The sequence below is a fragment of the Halopelagius inordinatus genome, assembly GCF_900113245.1.
Taxonomy (GTDB): domain Archaea; phylum Halobacteriota; class Halobacteria; order Halobacteriales; family Haloferacaceae; genus Halopelagius; species Halopelagius inordinatus.
In genome coordinates, this window is sequence record NZ_FOOQ01000009.1 from 1 (window position 1) to 13,047 (window position 13,047).

The 13,047-nt window shown below is 67.3% G+C and carries 10 protein-coding genes and 1 other RNA gene; 6 read left to right on the plus strand and 5 right to left on the minus strand.

What is annotated here, in order from left to right:
- The 6 genes from BM167_RS17135 to BM167_RS17160 all read left to right on the plus strand — a co-directional run.
- Window positions 1-864, plus strand: an 864-nt coding sequence (locus BM167_RS17135; protein WP_143095538.1) for a DUF7973 family transport facilitator, incomplete at its 5' end; no start/stop codon positions are given.
- Between the two features lie 76 nt (window positions 865-940).
- A complete protein-coding gene (locus BM167_RS17140) occupies window positions 941-2,104 on the plus strand; it encodes a Cdc6/Cdc18 family protein (RefSeq protein WP_092893956.1) in 1,164 nt (387 codons plus the stop codon).
- 187 nt (window positions 2,105-2,291) lie between these two features.
- On the plus strand, window positions 2,292-2,576 hold the full coding sequence (locus tag BM167_RS17145; RefSeq protein ID WP_092893957.1) for a HalOD1 output domain-containing protein: 285 nt from the start codon (window positions 2,292-2,294) through the stop codon (window positions 2,574-2,576).
- 99 nt (window positions 2,577-2,675) lie between these two features.
- Window positions 2,676-3,908, plus strand: coding sequence for an MBL fold metallo-hydrolase (locus tag BM167_RS17150; RefSeq protein WP_092893958.1), 1,233 nt, complete (start codon window positions 2,676-2,678; stop codon window positions 3,906-3,908).
- Window positions 3,909-3,986: 78 nt separating this feature from the next.
- Window positions 3,987-6,920, plus strand: coding sequence for a PAS domain S-box protein (locus BM167_RS17155; protein WP_092893959.1), 2,934 nt, complete (start codon window positions 3,987-3,989; stop codon window positions 6,918-6,920).
- 104 nt (window positions 6,921-7,024) lie between these two features.
- Window positions 7,025-7,372, plus strand: coding sequence for a DUF8152 family protein (locus BM167_RS17160; RefSeq protein WP_092894019.1), 348 nt, complete (start codon window positions 7,025-7,027; stop codon window positions 7,370-7,372).
- Here the strand turns inward: BM167_RS17160 and BM167_RS17165 are convergent.
- The 5 genes from BM167_RS17165 to rnpB all read right to left on the minus strand — a co-directional run bounded on the left by BM167_RS17165 (window position 7,369) and on the right by rnpB (window position 12,970).
- Window positions 7,369-7,659, minus strand: coding sequence for a WNWW family protein (locus tag BM167_RS17165; RefSeq protein WP_092893960.1), 291 nt, complete (start codon window positions 7,657-7,659; stop codon window positions 7,369-7,371). The genes BM167_RS17160 and BM167_RS17165 overlap by 4 nt on opposite strands.
- A 49-nt stretch (window positions 7,660-7,708) precedes the next feature.
- The gene (locus BM167_RS17170) at window positions 7,709-8,563 is read right to left on the minus strand and encodes a hypothetical protein (protein ID WP_092893961.1); all 855 of its coding nucleotides are present in this window, start codon (window positions 8,561-8,563) and stop codon (window positions 7,709-7,711) included.
- A gap of 70 nt (window positions 8,564-8,633) precedes the next feature.
- Entirely contained in the window at window positions 8,634-9,728 is a 1,095-nt protein-coding gene (locus BM167_RS17175) for a matrixin family metalloprotease (protein ID WP_092893962.1), read from the minus strand.
- 54 nt (window positions 9,729-9,782) lie between these two features.
- Window positions 9,783-12,449 (minus strand): heavy metal translocating P-type ATPase, encoded by a 2,667-nt coding sequence (locus BM167_RS17180; RefSeq protein ID WP_092893963.1) that lies wholly within the window; start codon window positions 12,447-12,449, stop codon window positions 9,783-9,785.
- A gap of 128 nt (window positions 12,450-12,577) precedes the next feature.
- Window positions 12,578-12,970, minus strand: an RNA gene (rnpB, locus tag BM167_RS17185) — RNase P RNA component.
- Window positions 12,971-13,047: the final 77 nt, after the last annotated feature.

Consider the following 13,047-nt stretch of genomic DNA (forward strand, 5'->3'; position numbering starts at 1 on the left):
GGCGCGCCGTTCTCGCCCGCCATCAGTTTCGCCGGCGGCGCCGCCGCCGCCGCGTACGCCGCGAAACGCGGCTACATGCAGTCTGGCTTCGACTACCACAACGCAAAGGACATCGCCTTCGCACTCGGGACGAAACCCGACGTGCTCGCGGTGGGTGGAGTGTTCGGCATCCTCGGCTACTGGCTGACGGTGATTTCGGCCACGTTCGCCATGCCGTACGACCACATCGCGATGGGCGTCGTGCTCTCTGCGCTGTTCCACCGTCTCATTCTCGGGTACGACGTCATCGGGAAGGTCCGCGGCAAGGGGATTCTCGACATGACGCCGTTCGAACGCGAAGAGATGCGAACCGCGGACGGGTCCGCCCCCGGAGGCGGCGCAGTCGCCGACGGCGGCACGGTGAACCGTCTGGCGGTCGAACCGTGGCTTCCCCACCAGTACGAGTGGGGGAACGTCGCGGCGATGGGCGCAGTCGCCGGCATCTTCGGCGGCTACATCGCGATGGCGACGGGCAGCGCGTTCCTCGCGTTCGGTATCAGCGCGGCGTCGCTGCTGTTCTTGAACCTCGGCGTCGAGCGGATTCCGGTCACCCACCACATGACGCTACCCGCGGGTACGGCGGCGCTCGCGTTCACCGCGGGCGGGAGCCAGGGGTCCGCGGCCGTGGCACTCCTCGTGGCCGGCGTGTTCGGCCTCGCGTGCGGTCTGTTCGGTGAACTGTTCCAGCGTATCTTCTACGCGCACGGGGACACTCACTGGGACCCGCCCGCGGCGGCTATCGTCTTCGGGACGTTCCTCGTGTTCGTCCTGTACGCCGTCGGTGTCTTCCCCGACAGTTCGTGGGTCGCGACGCTCGGAATCTAACCGCTCTCGCAAATTTATTACCGGCCGTACCCAATCGGCAACTGAAGGACGGCCGGTCGGAACCCGGTTCGACTGAATGAACATCGAAGAACGAATCCTCCAGCGGAAACGTCGGGGGGAACGGAGACGGTTGCTCGTCGAAGAAACCGTGTTGAGCCCCGTCTGGCACCCGGAGAGTCCGGTCGGACGCGGCGCGACCATCGAGCGACTGCTGGACCGACTCGACCCCGTGTTCGACGGCGAGACGCCCGACGACGTCTACGTCCACGGCCCGTCGGGGTCCGGAAAGTCCGCCGTCGTGACCGCGCTGTTCCGGCATCTCTCTCGGCATCTCTCCTCGCCGACGAACACGATACAGACGACGACTCGGAGCGGAAGCGAGTCGGGGACCATCTTCGCGTACGTCGACGTGCGGACGGCGACGAGCGAGTTCGAGTTCTCCCACCGACTGCTCGACGAGTCCACCGAGGAGTCCGTTCCCCGGCGAGGACTCTCGACGGACGAACTGCGCCGGCGGATTCGACAGACCCTCCGGACGCAGTCGCTCGTCGTCGCACTCGACCACGTCGACGACGTAGACCCGACGCTCTTGGAGTGGCTCTCGACCGAACGCGAGGAGTGGAGTCGCGACGTGGCGGTGGTCGCTGTCGGGCGCGCGCGCCCCGCGACGGCCCCGGCGGCGGTGTCCGACGCTTCGGTGGTCGAACTGACGCCGTACCACCGCGCCGAGGTGACGGACATCCTCACCAGCCGAACCACCGCGGGACTGGCGCGCGACGCCGTCACCCACGACCAGATTCGCACGCTCGCGACGTGGTCGGAGGGAGACGCCCACGACGCACTCGCGGCGCTTCTCGGAAGCGTCGACGCCGCACTCGACGACGGAGCGACGGTGATAGAGGAGCGTCACCTCCGGGCCGGTATCGACTCGGTGCCGCGTCCCTGCGCGTCGCTCGGCCGCGTCCTCGCACTCGCGGACAACAGACAGGAGGTGTTGCGCTACCTGCTGGAACTCGACGACGCCGACCGCTCGTCGGTACAGAAGACGGCGGACGCCCTCGCGTCCCGGTCGTCGCTCTCGGCGAGCACGATACGGCGCTACCTCTACGAACTGGCCGAACAGGACATCATCGCGCGGGTCCAAGCCGACGAGTCCGACGGCGCGGGCCGTCCGCCGAGCAGAGTCGAGCCTCGATTCCCGACGCGGGCGTTCGAGCGCCTGACCGCCGTCGATAACTGAGAGGCGGGGCGACCGCGACCGACCGAGCGGAGAGCGCGCGGACGCAAGTTGTTATATCGACGGCGGCCGATACGTCCCGTACAGAACGGGGCGAACGCGCTTCCGGGCAGGCCCCGCACGCCTCGAACGCGACGCCGACGAGACGCCGCGTCTCGGTCCGTGCTGGACGCTCCGTTCCAGAACACGTATGCCACCCACCTCACCACTCGGAGACGGTCCGTCCGACAGAGAGCCGTACTACTCGGGCGGAGACCCCCTCGGTCTCCAGGTCGTCGAAGCCGTCGCGGCGTTTCGCGGAGTCGACCCCCTCGAACTCGACCCGCTGGCAGAGAGTATCGACGCCGACGCGTTGAACGGTCTGTTCTCGCCGGTCGGCGACCGAAACACCGCGAACATCTCGTTCACCTACGAAGGCGTGCGCGTCACGGTCACCAGTCGCGGGGATATCGACCTCCGAGAGGCCGACCGCTAACGTCGCCGTCTTCGCGGCGGCGACTCGCGCGAACGCCTCGCGGGCAACCGCACCGGCGAAGCGACGAAGCCAAACGGCCCGCCCGACTACCGACTCGCAATGGACATCCGGTTTCTGGGCGGCGCGCGCGAGGTCGGTCGAAGCGCCATCCTCGTCAACGACAGCCTCCTTTTGGATTACGGGATTTCGACCGGGAACCCCCCGCAGTTTCCGGTGGACGCGCTCGACCCGGACGCCGTCGTCGTCAGTCACGGCCACCTCGACCACGTCGGGTCGGTCCCCTCCCTCCTCTCGGGGGACCGACGCCCGCCGATTCACTGGACGCCGCCGACTCGCGAACTGGCGCTCACGCTCGCTCGCGACACGCTCAAACTCCACGGCGGGTCCTACAACTGCCCGTTCACCGAGGCGGAGATAAAGCGCGTCACGCAGGTGTCTGAGACCCACGGCTACCGAGAGACGTTCGAGGCGGCGGGCCACGAGGTGACGTTCTACAACGCGGGTCACATCCCCGGAAGCGCCCACGTCCTCGTGGACGACGGCGAGACGCGACTGTTCTACACCGCCGACTTCCACACCGAAGACCAGCGGTTGGTGTCGGCCTCTACCGCCCGCCCCGACGCCGACGCGGTCGTCTGTGAGAGCACCTACTCGGACGTCGAACACGAACCGCGCCGACGCATCGAAGACCGGTTCGTCGAGAGCGTCGAGACGACCGTCTGGGACGGCGGCACCGTCGTCGTCCCCGCGTTCGCCATCGGCCGGACGCAGGAGATGCTTCTCGTCTGCGAAGCGAACGACATCGACTGCTACGTCGACGGGATGGGCAAGGAAGTGACTCGGATGCTTCGCCAGCACCCGACGTTCGTCCGGGACCCCGAAGCACTCAAGCGCGCGACGTCGAACGCTCGCTTCGTCACCGGCCGCGACGGGCAGAGAAAGCGAATCGCCGCGCAGAACACGGTCATCGTGACGACGAGCGGAATGCTCTCGGGCGGACCTGCGATGACGTACGTCCCCGAGATACGGGCGAGTCCGACGAACAAAGTCGCGCTCACCGGCTATCAGGTCGAGGGGACGCCGGGACGGGAACTGCTCGACTCCGGGCGCGCGGAGATAGACGGTCGGGTGATGCCGATAAGCGCGCGCGTCGAGTGGTACGATTTCTCCGCGCACGCCGACCGCGAGGGGGTACTGAGCCTGCTCGACTCCTATCGGGACAGTCGAGTGCTCGTGAACCACGGCGACCGGTGCGAGGCGTTCGCCGAGGAACTCGACGGCGAGGGGTTCGACGCGTCGGCGCCGGAACTGGGCGAGAAGGTGACGGTGTAGCAGACTCCGCGAACGGCCACGTGTGACTGTCTCACGGACGACGAGTGGTTTAACTTTCCGAAGAGTCTCTTAGATACAATGAGTACCAATCCGGATGCTACCCCAGAGGCATTGTGGGGAGATGCCGACGGCGACGTAGCACTCCGTCGGTATCAGACGCTCACCGATACGCTCGACGACGGAATCTACCATCTCGACGCCGAGGGACGGGTCCTCGCGGTGAACGACGAACTTCTGGAGACGACGGGCCACGCCCGCGAGGAACTCCTCGGCGAACACGCCTCTGTTCTCTTGGCCGACGACGGCGCCGAACGGGCGGCCCGCGAGATATCGCGCAGACTGCAGTCGCAGAGCCGAGACGTCACCCCCATCGAAGTCGGCCTCCGAACGGCCGGAGGCGAAGCGGTTCGCCGCGAACTCCGAGTGAGTCCGCTCGTCGAAGACGGCAAGTTCCGCGGGAGTCTCGGCGTCGTCCGCGACTGCGGGCGGACGGCCGATGCCCGCAGAGAGACGGAAGAACAGTTCCGCTCTCTCGCCGACGCCGTCGAGGAGTACGCCATCTTCCGACTCGACGCGGAGGGCCGCGTCGCCAGTTGGAACGAGGGCGCAGAGAGAATCAAAGGCTACGACGAAGCGGAGATAGTCGGCGAGCACATCTCGGCGTTCTACACCGACGACGACAGGGAGGCGGGCGCCCCCGAGCGAAACCTCGAACGGGCGCGAACGGAGGGGTCTATCGAAGACGAAGGGTGGCGCGTCAGGCGAGACGGCAGCCGGTTTTGGGCGAACGTGACTCTCACTGCGATTCGAGACGACGACGGGACCCACCGAGGCTATCTGAAGGTCACCCGCGACATGACCGACCAGCACCGGCGGGAACTGGAACTGGAGAGCGAACTCCAGCGTCTCTTCAGCAGAATCTCCGACGCGTTCTACGCGGTGGACGACGAGTACCGCTTCACGCACGTCAACGAACGGGCCGAGGAACTCCTCCAGCAGTCCGAAGAAGAACTGCTGGGCAAGCGTCTCTGGGACGTGTTCCCCTCCGCCGGGGAGATAGACGACGTCTGGGACGCCTTCGAGACGGCAAAGGAGTCACAGGAGGCGACCAGTTACGAACTGTACTACGACATGCTCGGCTTCTGGGTGGAGGCGAACCTCTACCCCTCCGAGACGGGAATCTCGGTGTACTTCCGCGACGTGAGCGACCGGAAAAAGCGCGAACAGGAGCTAGAGCGGTACGAGACCATCGTGGAAACCGTCGACGACGGCATCTACGCCGTCGATTCCGACTCGCGGTTCGTCATGGTCAACGGTGCGTTCTGCGAGATGGTCGGTTACGAACGCGAAGACCTACTCGGCGAACCCGCATCGACAGTCCACAACGAGGGAATCACCGCTCAGGCCAAGACGATGACAGAAGAGGTCCTCTCGGGCGAGCGAACGCTCGCGAAAATCGAACTCGACCTCTGGACGAGTTCGGGCGAGACGATTCCCGTCGAGAGCCATTTCGCCCCGTTCCCCGACGGCGACGGGTACGGGCGGTGCGGGGTGGTTCGGGACATCTCCGAACGCATCGAACGCGAGCGAGAACTGGCGAAGTACGAGACGATAGTCGAAGCCGTCGAAGACGGCATCTACGCGGTGGACGCCGAGGGCTACTTCACGATGGTCAACGACTCGTACACGGAGTTGACCGGCTACTCCCGAGAGGAACTGCTCGGTTCGCACGTCTCGACGGTGGTCGGCGACGACACCATCGGGCGCGCGAGAGAGATAGAGGCGGAGTTGAAACGGGGGGGCCTCGGCGAACCGCTCGAAGCGGAGTTGCAGACGGCGGACGGTGGTCGCGTCGCCGCGGAGGCGACGTTCGCGTTGCTGCCGGGCGACAGTCGCGAACGTATCGGCGTCGCGCGCGACATCACCGAACGGAAGGCGCGAGAACGGGCCCTCGAAGAGAGCGAACGCCGGTACCGAATGCTCGTCGAACACTTCCCGAACGGCGCAGTGGGGCTGTACGACGAGGGGTTGACCTACACCGTCGCCGGCGGCACGATGCTGCACGAACGCGGGATTTCGCCCGGAGAGGTGGTCGGAACTTCCATCTACGAGCGCTACTCCGAGGAGTTGGTCGAGGAGATAAAGCCCCACTTCGAGGCCGTCTTCGACGGCGAATCGCGGACGTTCGAGGTGGAGCACCTGAACAGACATCTGTTGGCGCACACGCTCCCCGTCCGGAACGCCGACGACGACATCTACGCGGGGATGGTGATGTTACAGGACGTCACGGAGCGAAAAAAGTACCGCGAGAAACTGGAGGCGTCGAACGAGCGGTTAGAGCAGTTCGCGTACGTCGCCTCTCACGACCTACAGGAGCCGCTTCGGATGGTGACGAGCTATCTCGGGCTGATAGAGAACCGGTACGCCGACGCACTCGACGAGGACGGACGGGAGTTCATCGACTTCGCCGTCGACGGGGCAGAGCGGATGCGCGAGATGATAGACGCGCTTCTCAGATACTCGCGCGTCGAGACGCAGGGCGACTCGTTTCGGCCGGTGGACCTCGACGCGGTTCTCGAAGACGTCAGAGACGACCTCCGGATGCGAATCGAGGAGACCGACGCCGAAATCGAGAGCGACTCGCTTCCCCGCGTCGAGGGCGACGCCAGCCAACTCCGCCAACTGTTTCAGAACCTCCTGAGCAACGCGCTCCGGTACAGCGGCGACGAACCGCCGCGGGTCGATATCACCGCCGAACGCGAGGGCGACGACTGGGTCGTCTCGGTGCGCGACGAGGGCATCGGCATCGACCCCGAGGATTCCGACCGGGTCTTCGAGGTGTTCCAGCGACTCCACACGCGCGACGAACACGCCGGAACGGGCATCGGACTCGCGCTCTGTCGGCGCATCGTCGAACGCCACGGCGGGGAGATATGGGTCGACTCCGAACCGGGCGAGGGAGCGACGTTCTCGTGTCGACTGCCGGACGGCGGCGACCGGACCGACGGCTGAGTTTCGGACGCCGACGCGCGGGGCCGAGCGCAGTCGGTGCGGCCCGAGAGCGCGGCGTGAGACGCGCGCAGGACTCATCACTCTCCGCGACGCAAGAGACGAGTATGACAGGAGACAGGACTCGCGCCCCGATTCGCGAACTCGTGGCCGACCTGTCGGACCGCCTCGAATCGACGGCCGAACTGCCGGTCGCCCGCCCGGAGAGCGCGTACCTCGGCGAGGCAGAAGCCGTCGCCTCGGACGCCTCCTCGCTTTGGCTCGCGGGACATCCGTCCCGGGCGGGCGACGCCGACGTGTCTCTGACCGTCGTGCGGGCGCGAATCGAACACGTCGCGGAGTTGCTGTCGAACGTCGAGGACGTCGAGAACGACGCCGCGAGAGACCACGTCGAGGCGGCGCGGGAGTTGACAGCGGAGATTCTCTACCGACTCGACGACGACGACCCGAATTAAAAGCGCGTCACCTGAAACTCCCGGTAGCCGCCGTAGGCCGCTTCGAGAGACCCGAGCCACCAGTTCCAGCGGTCGGAGACGCTCGACCCCTCCGGTGCGTCGCCCATCTGGCGGACCACCTCCGCGACGGTGAGCGGTTCGCCCCGGTCTTCCTCCGGTTTCCCCGAGTCCGCGAGGTCACGCGCCTGCCGAGCGACGACGGTTCGTTCCCGTTCTCGGCCGTCGAACGCGCGTTCGAGTTCGGCCGTTAACTCGTCCGCGTCGAGAGATGGCGGTGAGTCGGACATGGCCGCCCGTTCGAGAGCGAGACCCAAGAATGGTCGCCGTCCCCGCCGGTCACGCCGCCCACGCGGCGACGAAAAAGAGGACGCCGAACGACGCGACGATGGCCGCCGGGCCCGTCATCAGTATCGCTTCCTCACCGCCGGTGGCGAACCCGACGACGCCCGCGAGAGCCAAAAAGAGGGCGCCAAAGGCGGCGAGGGCCGCTCTCGCCGCGCGCGAGGTTTCGCTCGGGTCGAGGCCGTAGTCGCGCGCGGCTATCTCCGAGAGGGCGGCTTCGACGGCCGGGTAGTCTCGTTCGGGGACGAAGAGCAAAAACGGGGGAGAAAGAGAGAGCGACCCCGCGTACCGCAGGTGGACGACGCGCGTCCGCCCGACGGAGAGAGACCGGTAGTCGCGGAGTTTCCGAACGTCGTGCGAGCGCGGTTTTACCCCCGAGAGGATGCGGACCGACCCGTCTTCGACGGACAGTTCGCCCGCGGACTGACGCGCGGCGACGACCAACTGCGCGACGATGGCCCCGAAGACGAGAACTGCGACGCCGTACGGGAGACTCGCCGCGCCGACGAAGATGGCAGCCGAAAACGGCATCGCGAGGAGGACGTATCTCGCACGTAGACCCGGCGACGGAAACAGGTCGCGAAGGCCGCCCTCCGCGTTCGCCGCGAGGAGATAGAGAAGCGAGAACGGGCCGCCGACGAAGAGCAACGTAACGAGGACGACGAGAAACTCCACGGAGTCGTCGCCGGTGACTACCTCGACTGCGAGGACGGCGACGAGAGCGGCGACGGCGACGACGGCCGCCGCGAAAAAGCCCGCGACGAGGTGTTTGAGAACAACGCGGAGACGACCGGAGGAGGACCGCTCCCACGAGACGACCCGCGGGGGAGAGTCGGGGGAGGTGGCCATATCGACCGGGTTTCCGGCGCGAGAAGTTAACAGTTAGTCGGTCGAACGGTCCGGCGAGACGGCCGCGGCGTCACCGCCACCACTCGCTTCGGCGTTCCTCGTAGGTGGCGTCGCGGAACGGCGGCGGTTTCTCCGCGTCGTCTTCCATGCCGAGAGCGTACGCCAACCAGTAGCCGACGTGCCATCCGACGGCGTCGGTGTCCGTGTCCGCCGCGAGTGCGATTTCGACGCCAGCGTACGTCTCGACTGCCCCGTCGCCGTCGGGGTCCCACCCGGTCGTGCCGGCGCAGGACGCCGCCTCCGCCGAACACGGGGTGTCCTCTGCGACTCTGACTGTCACTTCGGCGTTCGAGGGGTCGCCGACGAACCGAAAGGAGACGTTGTCGGGGACGCCCGGCGGCGCGCCCTCGTAGTAGTCGAGGGCGCGTTCGACCTGATTTCGGACCGCCTCGGGGTTCTCCGCGCCGGACGCATCGAGGTAGACGGTGAACTCCCCGTCGTCCCACGGGAACTCGCGTTCGGTCGCGTCGAGTTGCGATTCGGTGTACAGCACGGACGCACTCCGCATCACGTCCTCGGGGGCGTCCTCGTGGGTCAGGCCGAGCGTGTGCCCGAACTCGTGTTTCAAAACGAGAGCCGTCGACTGGTCCGAGAAGCCGGTCCGAATCGACACCTGCACCGGGCGCTGAATCTGGCCGCTATGTTGGATGAGTGGCGCGCATCCTGCCGCCTCCGCGGCGTTCTCGCAGTCGTCGACGCTCTCGACGAACCGGACGGCGACGTCGGGGTCCGCGGCGTCGGGTCGAACGACGTACTCGACGGGGTAGCCCGCGTATCGTTCGGCGTTCTCCTCCCAGTAGGCCGCCGCCTCGCGGACCAACGGAGCCCAGTTTCGGTCCGTGCCCGTCGGGTCGCGAACGGCGACGACTATCGGTTCTTGGCCCCACGGACTCGTCCGGTCCGAACGCGCAGTCGGCGTCTGCGACGAGGCCACTGCCGTCGGGTCGCCCGAGGAGTCAGTTCGGGTCTGTGAGACCGCGGTCCCGTCGCCCGCGTCGTCGTCCGCGCCGAACGGCCCGTCGGACGGAACCTCCACGGGGACGGCGCACCCGGCGAGGACGACGAGTATCGCCACGGAGACTGCCCGGACAGAGACGACAGACATCGTTGAAATGGTGAAAGTCGGGGGGAGACAAGAACGTTCGCCTCGCGTCCGGCCTCACCCGTGGTCGCCCGATTCCGACTCGGGGTCGATGCCCGCGAGACGGAGCGCGTTCGTCGTCACCCCGAGACTCATGCCCATGTCGCCGACGACGATGGCGAACGCGACGCTGACGAGTCCGAGGGGCGCGCCGACGGCGAGGACGGCCTTCACCGCGAGCGACGACCAGACGTTCTGCTCTATGATGCCCGTCGTCTTCCGCGAGAGGGTGACGAGGTAGGGCAGACGCGTCAGGTCGTCCGAGAGGAGAGCCACGTCGGCCGTCTCCAACGCGGTGTCGGTTCCGGCCGCACCCATCGCGATGCCGACGGTGGCGGCGGCGAGGGCGGGGGCGTCGTTGACGCCGTCGCCGACCATCGCGACGCCGCCGTCGGCTTCGAGTTCGCGCACCGCATCGACTTTCTCCTCGGGGAGGAGGTCGGCGCGCACCTCGTCGACGCCGAGGCGTTCGCCGATGACCGCGGCGGTTCGCTCGTTGTCGCCGGTGAGCATCACGACGCGTTCGATGCCGAGTTCGCGGAGGCGCGAGACGGTCCACGCCGCCTCCGGGCGGACGGTGTCCGCGACGGCGACGACGCCCTCTAACTCGGTGTCCGTGCCGACGAGGACCACCGACTTCCCCTCCGACTGCAGGCGCGGGACGACTTCGTTCGCCAAGTCCACGTACGACCCGTGTTCGCAGTCGCGGGCGGCCGCCTCGGGCGCGAGGCCGCCGTCGGTCCGGACGTGGGTGTGTTCGAGGTCGAATCCGAGTTCGGCGAACAGCGACGGCTTACCGGCGTAGTGGGTCTCTCCGTCCAACTCCGCGCGGACGCCCTTCCCGGTGAGCGCCTCGAATCCCTCCACCTCGCGGTTCGGGACCGCTCCGTCTTCGGCGCGGGCGACGATGGCTTTCGCGATGGGGTGTTCGCTCCGCGCTTCGAGGGCGGCGGCGCACCCGAGGAGTTCGGCCTCCGAGGTGCCGTTGACGGGAACCACGTCGGTGACGCCGAGTTCGCCCGTCGTGAGCGTCCCCGTCTTGTCGACGGCGACGGTGTCTACGTCGGTCATCGCTTCGAGGTACGTCCCGCCTTTCACGAGGACGCCGTTGCGCGCCGCCGAGGTGATGCCCGAGACGACGGAGACGGGCGTCGAGATGACGAACGCGCAGGGACACGCCACGACGAGGAGCGTCAGAGCGCGGACGAACCACACCCGCCAATCGCCGACGAAGGTGGCGGAGTACCCCGCCGCACCGACCGAGACGGGGTCTGAGACGAGAAGTGGCGGCACCGTCGCGGTCAGTATCGCGCCGACGACGATGACGGGCGTGTAGTAGCGAGCGAAGCGGTCGATGAACTGCTCGGACTCCGTCTTCTCGCGGTTGGCCTCCTCGACCATATCGACGACTTGCGAGAGCGTCGAGTCGCCCGCAGAGGCCGTCGTCTCTATTTCGAGGTAGCCCTCCTCGACGATGCTGCCCGCGTACGCCTCGTCGCCGGGCGAGAGGTCCACGGGGACGGACTCGCCGGTGATGGGCGATTCGTCCACGGCGGATTCGCCCTCGGTGACGACGCCGTCCAACGGGACGCGTTCGCCCGGGCGGACGAGAACCGTCTCGCCGACGGCCACGTCCTCGGCGGCGACGACGACTTCCTCTCCCCCGCGTCGGACCGTCGCCGTGTCGGGCGACAGTTCCATCAGTTCGCGCAGGGAGTTGCGCGCGCGGTCCATCGAGAAGCGTTCGAGCAACTCCGCGACGCTGAACAGGACCGCAAGCGTCGCCGCCTCGAACGGCATGTTGACCGCTATCGCGCCGACGATGCCAGCCGACATCAGCAGGTCGATGTCGAGGTTGAGATTCCGAACCGAGTAGTAGCCGTTCCGCAGAACCGGCACGCCCGCGGCGGCGACGGCGACGGCGTAGGCCACCCACGCGACGGATATCTCGTAGCCGAGAGGTGCCGCGAGGACGGCGTCGAAGCCCGTGAAGACGAACTCCAGCGCCAGTCCCACGACGAGGAACGCCGCGCCCGTCCACGTCTTCAACGCGCGCGGACTCGTCCAGACGTCGCGCGACTCGCCGGCGTCCGCGTCGTCGTCGACGACGTCGTAGCCCGCGCCCTCGATGGCGGCGACGAGGCGTCCGCGCGAGGTCACGTCGGGGTCGAAGGAGGCGGCGACTTCCCCGAGGGTCGGTTGGGTGTCCACGTCACCGACGCCCTCGACGGACCGAAGCGCCGACTCGACTTTCCCGGCGCAGGAGGCGCAGTCCATATCGGGCACGTCGAACGTCGCCGTCTCCTCGCCGAGAACCGAGTACCCGGCCGCTTCGACGCGTTCTCTGACGCCGTCTGTCGTCGTCTCTCCGGGGTCGTAATCGACGTACAGCGTCCCCGTCGTCGGTTGGGGGTCCACGTCTCTGACGCCCGCGTCCGCGCGGACGCTCGTTTCGACTTTCTCCGCGCAGGAGGCGCAGTCCATCTCCGGCACCGAGAGGCGAAGCGTCTCGACGCCGCCCCCGTCCGCGGGCGTCTCCGTCACCTCGTCCGTCTCGGCGGCCGACGCGCCCGCCTCTCGTTCGGCGGTCGGTCCGTCGGCGTCGCACCCGCAGTCGTCCCCGGACCCGCACTCGCCCTCCGGCGAGTCGTGGTCGTGACCGCGGTGCTCGTCGTCTCTGCTCATAGTTGTCGCTAGGAGGTCACGGGTTATTAATTCGGCTACCAAATACGGCCGCTCGGGTGGGAATGCTTGCTATGGACGTTCGGCCGATATAATAACAGAACGCTTATTCGTCTCTCCGCGTCGGGTGCGGCTGAGAGGAGTAAGCCCCCTTCTGTTCGTCCCGGCATTCGGCTAAGCGTCCGCGTCCTCCCCGGACGACTCCGGGGGCACCTCGGGCCGTCCCGAGGGTGCTGTCCGGACTACCTTGGCGGCGCGGACTTGCACCGGTGAGGATTCACCGTTCCATCCGTTCTCGACCGTCCGCGCGCGGCCACGAAGTGACCGCGCATCCCTCTGCGGGTTAACTCCCTTCCCTTACGGGTCGGTTCGCACGCATCATCGGTCGGGTCGAGGGGTCTCGTTTCTGTTTCAGAGCCAGCCGTCTCCGACTCCGGGCTTGCGCCCGGTCACCTGTCCGGACGGTGGGGGGACTTTCCTCATGCCTCGCGGATGCGGGGCACGGGAACCGGGCTCTCTCTGCCAGTCGAGACTACTCGGTTTTATCGCATAAGCCGTTCGATTCGAGGGACCCCCTCACGTTTCTCGGTGGCTTGGGCGG